Below are 14433 nucleotides of genomic sequence, written 5' to 3' on the forward strand. Positions count from 1 at the left end.
CTCCTGAGCGGTAGCCAGGGCGGGGACTGGGCCTTAGTCTCGACAACGACACTCGACCGCCCCCGAGGGGAGGATGGCATGGTTGTCGCAGTCGAGTCCACCTGCTTCAGCTCGCGTCCCGCAGCCGAGTCGTACGTAGGTGGCGTGTGCTTCAAGCTGGGTCCGCCCCAGCTGATCGGTGCCGAGCTCGAATGGCTCACCGCGGGCGCCGGTCCCGTACCCGCTCGTCCCGAGCTGGCCGCCGTCGCCGCAGCTCTCGGCCCCCATGCTCCGCGATCGATCGTCCCGGATTCTCCCGCCCGCCCGTTGCCGGCGGGCGGTCTCGTCACCGTCGAGCCCGGCGGCCAGATCGAGATCTCGAGTGCGCCGCACGCCGATGCCGCCGCACTGTGCGAGGCCCTCGCGTCCGACGAACGCACCCTTCGCACCCTTCTCGCAGCCCAGTCGATCACCACCCACGCGCACGCGGCCGACACCCGCCGCGACCCGCGCCGCCTGCTCGAGCTGCCCCGCTACCGAGCCATGGAAGAGCGGTTCGACGGCATCGGCCCGTACGGCAGACTCATGATGTGCAACACCGCTGCCGTGCAGGTCAGCGTCGATGCGGGGGCCGACACCGCAGACGTCGCTCGGCGGTGGAACACGCTGCACGCGATCGGTCCCGCACTCGTCGCCGCCTTCGCGTGCTCACCCCGGCTGTACGGGATTCCGGCGGGGGAGTGGGCGTCGCAGCGGATGCGGACCTGGCTCGAGCTGGACCCGCCCCGAACCGCGGGCCCCGGTGACGAACTCGCCGATCCGGTGGCGGACTACGCCCGCTGGGTGCTCGACGTTCCGCTGCTGTGCGTCCGGCGGGACGGGCCGTGCTGGACGGCACCCCCGGACGCGACGTTCGCGGACTGGATCGACGGCGCGCTCGACGACGAACTCGGCCGGCGCCCCACCGAGGCGGACCTCGACTATCACCTCACGACGGTCTTCCCGCCGGTGCGGGCCGTCGGGCACCTCGAGGTGCGCTACCTGGACGCGCAGCCGGGCGACGGCTGGCGACTGCCGGTGGCAGCACTCGACGCGTTGTCGAGAGCGCCCGGGACCATCGACGTCGCCGCACCGACACGGGGCCGGTGGCACGAGGCGGCGCGTGACGGACTCGCGAACGACGACCTGCGCGACGGGGCAGTGGCACTGCTCGAACTCGCGGCCGAGTACACGCCGGACCCCGGCTTCGCGCAGCAACTCGGTGCGGCGGCACGGCGATGTCGTAGCCGCCTGCAGCCGGCGGAGGGGTGCTGGTGACCGGCCTTCGCGAACAGCTCGAGACCGTGCTGGCGCGCGCCCGGCGGCGCAGCGACGCGCTCACCGACTGCGTCGACGAGCGCGACCTGGTGGCTCAGCACTCGCCGCTGATGAGTCCGCTGGTGTGGGACCTCGCCCACATCGGGAACCAGGAGGAACTGTGGCTCGTCCGGGACGTCGGGGGGCGTGACCCGGTTCGCGCCGACATCGACGAACTGTACGACGCGTTCAAACACGCGCGGTCGACCCGTCCGACACTTCCGTTGCTGGGCCCCGCGGAGGCCCGGCGGTACGTCGCGCAGGTCCGGGACAAGTCGTGGGACGTGCTGGACGCGAGCACGTTCCGCGGTAGCCCGCTCGAGCGGAACGGTTTCGCGTTCGCCATGATCGCGCAGCACGAACAGCAACACGACGAGACGATGCTCGCGACGCACCAGCTGCGGACCGGGCCGGCGGTGCTGAGCGCGCCGCCGGTGCCCGTCGCCGTCAGCCCCGTGCGCGATCGTGAAGTCGTCATCGCCGCGGGCGAGTTCACGATGGGGGTGTCCGACGACCCGTGGGCCCTCGACAACGAGCGGCCCGCGCACACCGTGTTCGTCGACGCCTTCGCGATCGACACCGTCCCGGTGAGCAACGCCGACTACGCCGAGTTCATCGACGACGGTGGCTACCGGCGCCGCGAGCTGTGGGACGAGCGCGGCTGGCGGCATCGCACGGAGGCCGGACTCGAGGCACCTCAGTTCTGGACCGGTGACGGGTCCGGGAACTGGTGGCGGCGCCGATTCGGGGTGCTCGAGCCCGTGCCGCCGGACGAGCCGGTGATGCACGTGTGCTGGTTCGAGGCACAGGCGTACGCGCGGTGGGCGGGCAAACGGCTTCCCACCGAGGCGGAGTGGGAGAAGGCGGCCCGCTGGCATCCCGCCAGCGGCAGGTCGCGCCGGTACCCGTGGGGCGAGGACGAACCGGACCACACCCGCGCCAATCTGGGACAGCGGCACCTGGGGCCGGCGCCGGTCGGCTCCTACCCGGCCGGTACGTCGCCGTCCGGCGTGCGGCAGCTGATCGGGGACGTGTGGGAGTGGACGTCGTCGCCGTTCAGCGGCTACCCGGGATTCCGGGCGTTTCCCTACCGTGAGTACTCCGAGGTGTTCTTCGGCGGCGACTACCGCGTGCTGCGCGGCGGCTCGTTCGGCACCGACCCGGTTGCGTGCCGAGGGACGTTCCGGAACTGGGACCACCCCGTCCGGCGGCAGATCTTCGCAGGATTCCGCTGCGCGAGGGACCTCTGATGTGCCGACACCTCGGCTACATCGGCCCCACCCGGTCGGTGCGGGAGGTGATCACGGCGGGGGAGTTCTCGCTGCTGCGGCAGTCCTGGGATCCGCGGGACATGCGCGGCGGCGGCACCGTCAACGCCGACGGGTTCGGTGCCGCGTGGTGGGGGCCGACGATCTCCCGGTACCGGAGCGCCATGCCGGTCTGGTCCGACCCCGCACTGCCCGAGATGCTGTCGAAGGTTCGTTCGCACGCGATCCTCGCCGCGGTGCGATCGGCGACAGTCGGGATGCCCGTCGAGCGCAGCGCCTGTGCGCCGTTCGTCTCCGGGCACTGGGCGTTCAGCCACAACGGACGGATCGTCGGTTGGCCCGAATCCGTGGCCGAGGCGGCGCGGACGCTCCCGGTGGTCGATCTGCTGGGCCTCGAGGCACCCACCGACTCGGCGTTCCTGTGGCTGGCCGTGCGCCACGCTCTGCGGGACAACAGTCCCGAGGTGGCGCTGATGCAGGTGACGGCGCAGATCGACGCCCTCGCACCCGGCTCGCGGCTCAACCTGCTGCTCGGCGACGGCCGGCAGTTGTGGGCCACCACGTGGGACCACGCACTGTCGACGCTCGTCGACGACGACCGCGCCGTCGTGAGCTCCGAACCCTACGACCGCAACCATCAGTGGAAGGAGATCCCGGACGGGCACATCGTCACGGCGCGGCCCGGCCACCTGATCGTCACCCCGATGTGACGACGTGATCGTGAGCAAGTACCCCCGGAACGATCCTCGAGATGGGAGTGGAATGAGCGCACCGACCCTGGAGATCCACATCGCGCCCGAGCAGTTGACCGCGGCGCTGCGGGAGGACGTCGCCACCGGACTGACGTCGAGCCCCAAGCGGCTACCGCCCAAGTGGTTCTACGACGCCCGCGGCAGCGAACTGTTCGAGCGGATCACCCAGCTGCCCGAGTACTACCCGACCCGCACCGAGCGGTCCCTCCTCGAGGAGCACGCCCGCGAGATCGCGGTCATTGCCGAGCCCCAGGTGCTGGTGGAGCTCGGCTCCGGGTCGTCGGAGAAGACCCGGCTGCTACTCGAGGAACTCGGCGCCCGGGGCACGCTGGAACGCTACGTACCCCAGGACGTGTCCGAGAGCGCGCTGCGGGACGCCACGAACCGCATCGCCCGCGAGTTCCCGGAAATCGAGGTGCACGGCGTGGTGGGTGACTTCACGGAGTCGCTGCACCACTTGCCGAGCGGCGGACGCCGGATGATCGCCTTCCTGGGTGGCACGCTGGGCAACCTGGTGCCCGACGAGCGGCGGGAGTTTCTCGCGAGCATCGCCGACGTCCTCGACCCCGGCGAGCACCTGCTGCTGGGCGTCGCGCTCGTCACCGACCCGGCGGTGCTGGTGCCGGCGTACGACGACGCCGAGGGCGTCACCGCGCAGTTCAACCTCAACGTGCTGTCGGTGTTGAACAAACAGTTGGGAGCGGATTTCGACCTCGACCGCTTCCGGCACGTCGCCCTGTGGGATCCGATCAACGAGTGGATCGAGATGCGGCTCGAGGCGACCACCGAGATGTCCGTCCGGATAGCGGATCTGGGGATGGTCGTCCCGTTCGGGAAGGGCGAACAGCTCCGGACCGAGATCTCCGCGAAGTTCCGACAGTCCGGGATCCGGGCCGAACTCGCGGCCGCGGGGTTCGACGGCGTGCAGACCTGGAGCGATCCGGACGAGCGATTCGCCCTCGTGTGCGCGTGCCGGTCCTGACTAGGACGCGTACGGATCGGGCAGCGTGAGCTGCAGGAACGACATGTCCATCCAACGGCCGAACTTGCGACCCACCTCGGGCATCTGCGCCACGAGACGGAAGCCGAACCGCTCGTGCAGCGCGATCGAGGTGGTGTTGGTGGACTCGATGCTCGCGACGATCACGTGCACGCCGGCGACGCGCGCCCGGTCGATCAGTGCCGTCATCAGTGCCGTCGCGACACCGCGGCGGTGGAAGTCGGCGTGCACGTAGACGGAGTTCTCGACGGTGTGCCGGTAGCCGCTCTTGGCGCGCCACACCCCGTACGAGGCGTACCCGGCGACGCGGCCGTCGATGTCGGCCACGAGGATCGGGAAGCCCTGCGCATGGCGGTCGTCGAACCAGCGCCGCCTCTCGTCGAGGTCGGCGAGGGTCTCGTCCCAGATCGCCGTCGAATGGGCGATCGCCTCGTTGTGGATCTCGAGGATCCCGGGGAGATCGCCCAGGACGGCGTCACGGACGTGCATGGTGCGCTGGTCCTACGCGCCGGCGCTGCGGCGGGCCTTCTCGAGCGCCGCCAGGGTGCGCAGGATGGTCGCCTTCTGGCTGCCCAGGTCGTTGAGGCGCGCGCGGGCGGCCAGGCCCTGGCCGGCCTCGGCGAGCTGGATCTGGGCGTCGACCTTGGTGAGCTGGTCGAGCAGCCCGGTGACCCGCTCCTCGAGCGCGGCGACGTCGATCTTCTTGGCCGGTGCGACGGCCGCGGTCGGCGTCGGCGTCGGCGCGGACGTGGCGCTCCGGGGACGCGCCGGCGCCTTGCGGGCCGGAGCCGACTCGGCCTCGATCGCGGTCACGATGCGAGCAGCCTTGGGGCGCAGCGACTTGCGGACGACTGCCGGGTCCGGCGGCTCGGCCAGCCGGATCTGGTTGAGCGCGGCGCGGGCGTCGCGCGCGGCCACTCGCCACTCACGCTCTTCCTCGTCGTCGGACTGCAGGGTTCCGCCGATCGGACGCAGGCCGTACATGCCCATGAACTTGCGGGCCTCGTCGATGACGCTCTCGTGCTCGCGGCACGTGCCGCATCGCGGCTCGTTGCGGAACTCTTCGATCGAATCGTCGCTACCGCACCACACACACGACCCGGGAGTCCATCGGCGGACCGTTCGGGGGTTGGAGATTTCAGGGCCAGCGGCTGGGGTTTCCAGGGTCTGCGCGTCGATCACGACGAGCCAGAGTAGGGCACTGCCGAGCGTCCGGCTACACCGAGGTCCAATTTTTCTGCCGGGGGTGACCAAGCTCATGCCCGTGCGGGACCGGTCCCGGCAAAGTCTTGTGCCACACGCGTTCTCCGCTCCCCGGAGTGTCGGCGACCGTCACGCGAGAACGTCGGTGAACCACTCGACGAGGGGACGCATCGCGCGCCAGGACTGCTGCACGTGATCCACCGCATCGTGTGTCCCCAGCCACTCGGGGCAGCCCAGGTTCACACCGGCCGTGAGCGATCGGTGCCGGAGCAGTTCGATGCGCGGATGATCGGCCGCCACGCCCCGCGGCCGGGTCGCCAGACGGTCGCCGCCGATCTCGAATCCCGACGATTCGAGCTTTCTCACGACCCGCTGCAGGGCCCGGCCGCGGCGTTCGTCGTCGACCGCGGCGCGATAGCGCGCCAGTTGCTCGGGGGTGTGGGAGTAGTAGCCGCCGGCGAGGAACAGGCCGGAGGCGTCCACCTGTACGTAGAAGCCGACACCCGGGCACGACTCGACGAATCCGCCCTGATGAGTCTTGTACGGGGACTTGTCCTTCGAGAACCGGACGTCGCGATAGGGGCGAAAGACCTTGCCGGGGCCGAACTCGGACTCCAGTTCGGCCAGCAACTCCACCATCGGGGCCCGCACGTCGGTGTCGTAGACCGACCGGTGGGACGTCCAGAACGTCTTGCTGTTGTCGACCTCGAGGTCCTCGTAGAAGTCCAGCGCTGTGGTCGGGAAGCCGGAGAACACACCGGAGACACTACGCCCGTGCCCGGTCCACCAGGAACGGACCGGGCACGGGCGGGAGAGCGATCAGGCGATGCCGTTGAAGAGCGACGTCACCGAGCCGTTCTCGAAGACTTCCTGGATGGTGCGGGCCAGCAGCGGCGCGATCGACAGCACCGTCAGCGTCGGGAAGCGCTTCTCCTCGGGGATCGGCAGCGTGTTGGTCGCGATGACCTCCCGCGCGCCGCAACTCGCGAGGCGCTGGGCGGCCGGATCGGAGAACACGCCGTGCGTGGTGGCGATGATGACGTCGCCGGCGCCGGCGTTCTTGAGGACGTCGACCGCACCGGCGATCGTGCCGCCGGTGTCGATCATGTCGTCGATCAGCACGCAGGTGCGGCCGCTCACGTCACCGACCACGCGGTTGGACTTGACCTGGTTCGGGACCAGCGGGTCACGGGTCTTGTGGACGAACGCCAGCGGGGCGCCGTCGAGCGCGTCGGCCCACTTCTCGGCGACCTTCACGCGACCGGCGTCGGGGGAGACGACGCAGATGTTCTCGGTGCCGTAGTTGTCGCGCACGTAGTCGGCGAGCTGACCGAGGGCGTGCATGTGGTCGACCGGTCCGTCGAAGAAGCCCTGGATCTGGTCGGTGTGCAGGTCGACCGTGATGATGCGGTCGGCGCCGGCGGTCTTGAGCAGGTCGGCGATGAGGCGAGCGGAGATGGGCTCGCGGCCGCGGTGCTTCTTGTCCTGGCGCGCGTACGGGTAGAACGGCAGGATCGCCGTGATGCGCTTGGCCGAGCCGCGCTTGAGCGCGTCGATCATGATCAGCTGTTCCATGAGCCACTGGTTGAGCGGCGCCGGGAAGCTCTGCAGTACGAACGCGTCCGAGCCACGCACTGATTCCTCGAAGCGGACGAAGATCTCGCCGTTGGCGAAGTCACGAGCGGTCTGCGGCGTGATCTTGATGTCCAGTTCCTTGGCCACCTGCTCCGCGAGTTCGGGGTGTGCGCGGCCGGAGAAGAGCATCAAGTTCTTCTGCACGTCGCTGGATATCGCGCTCACTGGTCTTCGCCATCCTTCGGTTCTTGCCGGTCGGTTTCTTGCTGGAGTGCTCGTTCCGCTGCGTCGGCAGCGGGAGTGCCGGGCCTGTTGCGCTGGACCCAACCCTCGATGTTGCGTTGCTTGCCACCCGAGACGGCGAGCGCCCCCGGAGGAACGTCGCCCCGCAGGACGGTACCTGCGCCCGTGTAGGCGCCGTCCCCGACCCGCACCGGGGCGACGAACATCGTGTCGGATCCGGTGCGCACATGCGAACCGACGACGGTTCGGCTCTTGTTCACGCCGTCGTAGTTGACGAAGACACTGGATGCCCCGATGTTGCTGTGTTCGCCGACCGTGGCGTCTCCGACGTAGGTCAGGTGCGGCACCTTGGAGTGCGCGCCGATGTCGGCGTTCTTGGTCTCGACGAATGCGCCGAGCTTGCCGCAGGCGCCCAGCGCGGTGCCGGGCCGCAGGTACGTGAAAGGGCCGACGTTCGCGTCGGGGCCGATGACGGCGTCGTCGCCGTGCGTGCGGATCACCGACGCCCCGGTGCCGACGGAGACGTCGGTGAGCGTGGTGTCGGGGCCGATCACGGCGTCCTCGCCGATGCTCGTCGAACCGCGCAATTGCACTCCCGGCCGGAGGACGACGTCGCGCTCGATCGTGACGTCGACGTCGATCCACGTGCTCGACGGGTCCTCGACGGTGACGCCGGCGCGCATGTGGCGCTCGAGGATGCGGCGGTTCAGTTCACCCGCCAGCGCGGCCAGCTGGACGCGGTCGTTCGCGCCCGCCACCAGATGGGTGTCGGCGATGTGCTGCGCCCGAACGACTTTCCCCGCCTGCCGCGCGATCGCGATGACATCGGTCAGATACAGCTCGCCCTGCGCGTTGTCGGCGCTCAGCGACGTCAGGGCGCCGCGGAGCGTGGCGGCGTCGAAGGCGTACACCCCGGAGTTGACCTCGGTGATCGCGCGCTGCGACTCGGTGGCGTCGGCCTGCTCGACGATGGCGGCGACCTCCCCGTCCGTCGTGCGCAGGATTCGTCCGTATCCCGTGGGGTCGGGCGCGGTCGAGGTCAGGACCGTGACGGCTGCGGCCGGGGCGGTGGTGTGGGCGTCGATCAGCGCGCGCAGCGTGTCGGCGTCGAGGAGCGGCACGTCGGCGGCGGTGACCAGCACGGTGCCGTCGAAGTCGACGGGCAGGGCGGTCAGCCCGCAGCTCACCGCGTGCCCGGTGCCGTTCTGCTCGTGCTGGACAGCGGTGACGACGGCGCGTCCGAGCTCCTTGGCGACCTCGTCGACCGCGGCACCGACCGCCTCCCGGTCGTGGCCGATGACGGTCACGAGTTCGGTGGGCTCGACGGCCGCGGCGGCGTGCAGGGAGTGGGAGAGCATCGAGCGGCCTGCCAGGGTGTGCAGAACCTTCGGAGTCTTGGACCGCATTCGCGTCCCGGCACCGGCTGCGAGGACGATGACGGCGGTCTGCGGTGGCATGAAGCTCCCTCGAAGTCGATCCAGAATTGCCGCTGGGGCGTCGGACTCGTCGCGCACGTTCCGGAAAAGAATATCGCGACTCGCTGCCGTGAAGACAACGCGCCCGAGACTAGCGGTGTGCGCGGCGGCTCGCCGCCACCCCGGGGCATCACGGTTCCGCCGCCCGGGACTCGGGTTAACGGAGAGATAACGGGAATCGACCACGCCGGAGAGGTTCCGTGGCTGGAATCACAGCTTGCCGGGACCGTGCCTCGGGCTGGCCGGGGCCGGCGCATCGGGCTCGCCGGGACGGCGCATCGGGGAGGTGCTCCGCCGCCAGGACTCGAACCTGAACTATCTGAACCAAAATCAGAGGTGCTGCCATTACACTACGGCGGATTGCCGCGCCGACGAACCGTCGGTCGCGGGCGCGGGAACGATCCTCGCACGCCGACGCGCCGCGCGTCGAACTGCTCGAGAAATTCGCCTGCGGCGTGTCGGAAAGGACGGTTACCTCGAGTGTCGCGACCATCACGGGAGTCCTCGGCCCCCGAACGGGCCCCCCGTACCCGCATGACGGGGACGCAGCGGCGGGAGCAGTTGATCGAGATCGGGCGGACGGTGTTCGCCGAGCGCGGATACGAGGCCGCGTCGATCGAGGAGATCGCCGCGCGCGCCCAGGTCTCCAAGCCGGTCGTGTACGAGCACTTCGGCGGCAAGGAAGGGCTCTACGCCGTCGTCGTCGACCGCGAGATGTCCAAGCTGCTGGAGATGATCACGTCGTCTCTCACGCAGAACCGCTCCCGGATCCGCGTCGAACGAGTGGCGCTGGCACTGCTCACGTACGTCGAGGAGCGCACCGACGGATTCCGCATCCTGGTGCGCGACTCGCCGGTGGCCGCGGCCGAGGGCACGTACTCGAGTCTGCTCAACGAGGCGGTCCGTCAGGTCGGCCACATCCTCGCGGGCGACTTCGCGCGGCGCGGCCTCGATCCCGAGCTCGCTCCTCTCTATGCGCAGGCCCTCGTGGGGATGGTGGCCACCACCGCCACGTGGTGGCTCGACGAGCGCACGCCCTCGAAGGAGGTCGTCGCCGCGCACCTGGTGAACCTGTGCTGGAACGGTCTGACCAACCTCGAGGCGGATCCGCAGTTCGGGGGCTGACCGGTCGCGCCGCCCGTGTCGGCGCGCGCGCCTAGAATCGAACGGTCTGCATTTCACGACATCAGGAGCGCTCTCGTTGTCTTCCGTGTCCTCTTCCGCTCCGTCCGAGGCGCCCGCCGGAGCGGCCACCCCGCTCGCCGGGCTCGTCCGGACGGCCCTCACCGACGACGCGATCGGCCGGGTGGCCGCCGAGGTCGGGCGGGCCGAGCTCGACATCGTGGCACCGAACCCGGCGCGGTCGTTCGTCGCGGCCGCGGTCGCGGAGCGGACGCAGTTGCTGCTGGTGACCGCGACCGGCCGCGAGGCGGACGACCTCACCGCGGAGTTGCGCGAGACGATCGGTGATGCGGTCGCACAGTTCCCGTCGTGGGAGACGCTCCCGCACGAGCGGCTGTCGCCGAGCGCCGACACGGTGGGCCGGCGCCTGCAGGTCCTGCGCCGTCTCGCCCGGCCCGACGATCCCGACTACGGGCCGCCGTTGCGTGTGGTGGTGACGACGGTGCGTTCGCTCGTGCAGCCGATGGCGCCGGGGCTCGGCGAGATCGAGCCGGTCATCCTCCGCGTCGGATCCGAACACGACTTCGACTCGCTGATCTCGCGGTTGGTGGAGCTCGCGTACACGCGCGTCGACATGGTCGGCAAGCGCGGCGAATTCGCGGTCCGCGGCGGCATCCTCGACATCTTCCCGCCCACCGCGGACCACCCGGTGCGCGTCGAGTTCTGGGGCGACGAGGTGACCGAGCTGCGCGCATTCTCGGTGGCCGACCAGCGGTCGATTCCGGAACTGGAACTCGCCACCGTCATCGCTCCGCCGTGCCGGGAGCTCCTGCTCACCGAGTCGGTGCGCGACCGGGCGGCGCAGCTCGCGGGCGACAACGTGGCCGACGCGGCGCTGGTCGAGATGCTCGACAAGCTCTCGGCCGGCATTCCCGTCGAGGGGATGGAGGCGCTGCTGCCGCTGCTGCAGCCCGGCGAGCTGCAGCTCCTCACCGAGGTGCTGCCGCGCGACGCCCATGTGCTGCTGTGCGATCCGGAGAAGATCCGCACCCGCGCAACCGATCTCGTTCGGACCGGGCAGGAATTCCTCGAGGCCTCGTGGACGGCGGCGTCGATCGGCGGCGCCGCCCCGATCGACACGTCGGCGCTGGGCGGCGGCGGCCTCGACCTCGGTGCGTCGGCCTACCGGTCGCTGCGCCAGGTCCGGGAGACCGCGGAGGCGCAGGGCCGACCGTGGTGGACGATCAGCCCGCTCGCGTCCGGTCGCGAGGAGGAGATGGTGCTGCCGGTGCAGTCCGCGCCGGAGGTCCGGGGGTCGGACGAGCTGCTGTCGATGCTGTTCGTCAACCTGCGGGCGCACGTCACCACGGGCGGACGCGCCGTGGTCGTCGTCGCGGGCTCCGGCACCGCGCAGCGCGTACTCGAGCGGCTGCGCGAGGCCGACGTCCCGGCCGCCGAACTCGCCCCCGGCGCACAGCCGGGACGCGGGTTGGTCGGGGTGCTGTGCGGATCGCTGCACGAGGGTCTGGTGCTGCCCGGCGACGGTGCCGCCGGGATTCCGGGATTGGTGATCGTCACCGAGGCCGACCTGACCGGTAACCGGGTCGCGGCCGCCGGTGACGGCAAGAAGATGCCGGCCAAGCGGCGCAACCAGGTCGATCCACTGGCGCTCACCGCGGGCGACATGGTCGTCCACGACCAGCACGGCATCGGCCGGTTCGTGGAGATGGTCGAGCGCACCGTGGGCGGGGCGCGGCGTGAGTACCTGGTCATCGAGTACGCCGCCAGCAAGCGCGGTCACCCGGGCGATCGGCTGTTCGTCCCGATGGAGTCCCTCGATCAGCTCTCCCGCTACGTCGGCGGTGAGATGCCGGCGCTGTCCAAGCTCGGCGGCTCGGACTGGCAGAACACCAAGCGCAAGGCGCGCAAGGCCGTTCGGGAGATCGCCGGCGAGCTCGTGCAGCTGTACGCGGCGCGGCAGGCGGCGCCCGGACACGCCTTCGGCCCGGACACACCGTGGCAGAAGGAGATGGAGGACGCGTTCGCGTTCACCGAGACGCACGACCAGCTCACCGTCATCGACGAGGTCAAGGCCGACATGGAGAAGCCCGTCCCGATGGACCGGGTCGTCATCGGTGACGTGGGCTACGGCAAGACCGAGGTCGCGGTCCGGGCCGCGTTCAAGGCGGTCCAGGACGGCAAGCAGGTCGCGGTGTTGGTGCCCACGACGCTGCTGGCACAGCAGCACCTGCAGACGTTCGCCGAGCGGATGGCGTCGTTCCCGGTCAAGGTGCGCGGGTTGTCCCGCTTCACCGACGCGGCCGAGTCCAAGGAGATCATCGCGCAGCTGGCCGAGGGCGAGATCGACATCGTCGTCGGCACCCACCGGCTGCTGCAGACCGGGGTCCGGTGGAAGGACCTGGGTCTGGTGATCGTCGACGAGGAGCAGCGCTTCGGTGTCGAGCACAAGGAGCACATCAAGGCGCTGCGCACCCACGTCGACGTGCTCACCATGTCGGCCACACCCATCCCGCGCACGCTCGAGATGAGCATGGCGGGCATTCGCGAGATGTCGACCATCCTGACCCCGCCCGAGGAGCGGCACCCGATCCTCACGTACGTGGGTGCGTACGACGACAAGCAGGTGGCCGCCGCCATCCGGCGCGAGCTCCTGCGCGACGGGCAGGTCTTCTACGTCCACAATCGGGTCAGCTCGATCGACAAGGCGGCCAAACGAATCCGGGACCTCGTGCCCGAGGCGCGCGTCGTCGTCGCGCACGGGCAGATGAACGAGGAGACGCTCGAGAAGACCGTGCAGGGGTTCTGGCAGCGCGAGTTCGACGTGCTGGTGTGCACCACGATCATCGAGACCGGCCTCGACATCTCCAACGCCAACACCCTGATCGTCGAGCGAGCCGATTCGCTCGGCCTGTCGCAGCTGCACCAGCTGCGTGGTCGCGTGGGGCGCAGCCGTGAGCGGGGCTACGCGTACTTCCTGTACCCGGCCGAGAAGCCGCTCACCGAGACCGCGTACGACCGGCTGGCGACCATCTCGCAGAATTCCGACCTGGGCGCCGGCATGGCGGTGGCGATGAAGGACCTCGAGATCCGCGGCGCGGGCAACGTGCTGGGTGCGGAGCAGTCGGGCCACGTCGCGGGCGTCGGCTTCGATCTGTACGTGCGCCTGGTGGGCGAGGCCGTGGAGGCGTACCGGGCGGTCGCCGACGGGCGTCCGGTCACGACCGAACCGGAGACCAAGGAGGTGCGGATCGACCTGCCGGTCGACGCGCACATCCCGCCCGACTACGTCACCAGCGACCGGCTGCGTCTCGAGGGCTACCGCAAGCTGGCGGCGGCCACCGACACCGACGCGATCGCGGGCGTGGTCGAGGAACTCGTGGACCGGTACGGCCCGCTGCCGGAGGAGGTGGGCCGGCTGGTGTCGGTCGCCAAGCTCCGCCTGCTGTGTCGCGAGTACGGGATCGAGGAGGTCGCGGTCGCCGGCACCCAGTTGAAGATCTCGCCCATGCAGCTGCCGGACTCCAAGCAGTTGCGGCTCAAGCGGATCTACCCGAGCGCGCAGTACCGGGCGACCACCGGCATGGTGCAGATGCCGTTGCCGCGCACCGGTTCCGGGGGGGTCGGCGCCGAACGGGTGCGCGACGTGGAACTGCTGCAGTACATCGCGGACTTCCTGCTCGCGATGGACGGCAAGGCCGCCGGTTCGGTCGACGTCCGCACCGGGACCGGTGTGCAGGCCGGGGTCTGATGGGTCGGGAGGATGCGCGCGCCGACGAGTGGCGCGCCGGGGACGCGCTGATCGAGGCGGCCCTGGTCATGGACAGGTTGTGGAGCTTCGGCGGCTGGGAGGTGACGCAGACTCACGATTCGCTGCGTCCGTACCTGCTCGAGGAGACGTACGAGCTGCTCGACGCGATCCAGAGCGGCGACCCGGTCTCGATTCGGGAGGAACTCGGCGACCTGTTGCTGCAGGTCCTCTTCCACTCGCGGATCGCGCAGGCGGCGGGCGAGTTCACCGTCGACGACGTCGCGGCCACGCTGGTGACCAAGCTGGCGCACCGCAGCCCGCACCTGGCCGACGACATCGTCGGTCCGGTGGACATCGCCGAACAGGAGCGGGCGTGGGAGATCCGGAAGGCGGCCGAGAAGGCGCGCGAATCCTGCATCGACGGCATCGCACTGCAGCAGCCCGCCCTGGCGCTCGCCGAGAAGGTGATCTCGCGGGCACGCAAGGCGGGACTGCCCGACGAGTTGGTGCCCGACGAACTGCGGGTGGTGCGGCTGGGCGGCGCCACCAGCGCCGAGGACGAACTACGCAAGGCGACACTGCGATTCGTCGCCCGGATCCGCGCAGCCGAGTCCGCCGCGCACGCGGACGGGGTCCCGTGGGGCGGACTCGGGGCGGAGTGCTGGCGGGCCTACTGGCGGCCGTGACCGGG

At 70.2% G+C, this 14433-nt stretch carries 12 protein-coding genes and 1 tRNA gene; 7 read left to right on the top strand and 6 right to left on the bottom strand.

Translation table 11 applies throughout. The features are described 5' to 3' along the window. The first annotated feature begins 78 nt into the window (after positions 1 to 78). The 4 genes from egtA to egtD are packed head-to-tail and all read left to right on the top strand — an operon-like array spanning position 79 to position 4337. A complete protein-coding gene (gene egtA, locus E7742_RS02170; RefSeq protein WP_137797426.1) occupies positions 79 to 1296 on the top strand; it encodes an ergothioneine biosynthesis glutamate--cysteine ligase EgtA in 1218 nt (405 codons plus the stop codon). Beyond that, positions 1293 to 2585, top strand: a complete 1293-nt coding sequence (gene egtB, locus E7742_RS02175; RefSeq protein ID WP_137797427.1) for an ergothioneine biosynthesis protein EgtB — start codon at positions 1293 to 1295, stop codon at positions 2583 to 2585. Before egtA ends, egtB begins: the two co-directional genes overlap by 4 nt. Next, positions 2585 to 3313, top strand: a complete 729-nt coding sequence (gene egtC / locus E7742_RS02180; protein WP_137797428.1) for an ergothioneine biosynthesis protein EgtC — start codon at positions 2585 to 2587, stop codon at positions 3311 to 3313. Before egtB ends, egtC begins: the two co-directional genes overlap by 1 nt. Before the next feature lie 52 nt (positions 3314 to 3365). Continuing rightward, positions 3366 to 4337 (top strand): L-histidine N(alpha)-methyltransferase, encoded by a 972-nt coding sequence (gene egtD, locus E7742_RS02185; RefSeq protein WP_137797429.1) that lies wholly within the window; start codon positions 3366 to 3368, stop codon positions 4335 to 4337. Here the strand turns inward: egtD and E7742_RS02190 are convergent, their stop codons facing one another. The 6 genes from E7742_RS02190 to E7742_RS02215 all read right to left on the bottom strand — a co-directional run bounded on the left by E7742_RS02190 (position 4338) and on the right by E7742_RS02215 (position 9211). Beyond that, positions 4338 to 4844 (bottom strand): GNAT family N-acetyltransferase, encoded by a 507-nt coding sequence (locus E7742_RS02190; RefSeq protein ID WP_137797430.1) that lies wholly within the window; start codon positions 4842 to 4844, stop codon positions 4338 to 4340. Between the two features lie 12 nt (positions 4845 to 4856). Next, a complete protein-coding gene (locus E7742_RS02195) occupies positions 4857 to 5537 on the bottom strand; it encodes a hypothetical protein (RefSeq protein ID WP_137797431.1) in 681 nt (226 codons plus the stop codon). Between the two features lie 150 nt (positions 5538 to 5687). Next, positions 5688 to 6314: a DUF2461 domain-containing protein gene (locus E7742_RS02200; RefSeq protein WP_137797432.1), complete on the bottom strand. Its 627-nt coding sequence runs from the start codon at positions 6312 to 6314 to the stop codon at positions 5688 to 5690. 63 nt (positions 6315 to 6377) lie between these two features. Continuing rightward, positions 6378 to 7358, bottom strand: a complete 981-nt coding sequence (locus tag E7742_RS02205; RefSeq protein WP_137797433.1) for a ribose-phosphate diphosphokinase — start codon at positions 7356 to 7358, stop codon at positions 6378 to 6380. Continuing rightward, positions 7355 to 8833: a bifunctional UDP-N-acetylglucosamine diphosphorylase/glucosamine-1-phosphate N-acetyltransferase GlmU gene (gene glmU, locus E7742_RS02210; RefSeq protein WP_137797434.1), complete on the bottom strand. Its 1479-nt coding sequence runs from the start codon at positions 8831 to 8833 to the stop codon at positions 7355 to 7357. The genes E7742_RS02205 and glmU overlap by 4 nt, the downstream gene beginning before the upstream one ends. A gap of 307 nt (positions 8834 to 9140) precedes the next feature. Next, positions 9141 to 9211: transfer RNA gene (locus tag E7742_RS02215), tRNA-Gln, on the bottom strand. A 174-nt stretch (positions 9212 to 9385) separates the two neighbouring features. Here E7742_RS02215 and E7742_RS02220 point away from each other — a divergent pair. The 3 genes from E7742_RS02220 (at position 9386) to E7742_RS02230 (ending at position 14428) form a co-directional block, all read left to right on the top strand. Further along, entirely contained in the window at positions 9386 to 9976 is a 591-nt protein-coding gene (locus E7742_RS02220; protein ID WP_137797435.1) for a TetR/AcrR family transcriptional regulator, read from the top strand. Positions 9977 to 10061: 85 nt separating this feature from the next. Continuing rightward, positions 10062 to 13742, top strand: coding sequence for a transcription-repair coupling factor (mfd, locus tag E7742_RS02225; RefSeq protein ID WP_137797436.1), 3681 nt, complete (start codon positions 10062 to 10064; stop codon positions 13740 to 13742). After that, the gene (locus E7742_RS02230; RefSeq protein ID WP_137797437.1) at positions 13742 to 14428 is read left to right on the top strand and encodes a MazG family protein; all 687 of its coding nucleotides are present in this window, start codon (positions 13742 to 13744) and stop codon (positions 14426 to 14428) included. The genes mfd and E7742_RS02230 overlap by 1 nt, the downstream gene beginning before the upstream one ends. Positions 14429 to 14433 lie beyond the last annotated feature (5 nt).

Origin of the sequence: Rhodococcus sp. SGAir0479 (genome assembly GCF_005484805.1) — a bacterium.
In the GTDB taxonomy this organism is placed as follows: Bacteria; Actinomycetota; Actinomycetes; order Mycobacteriales; family Mycobacteriaceae; genus Prescottella.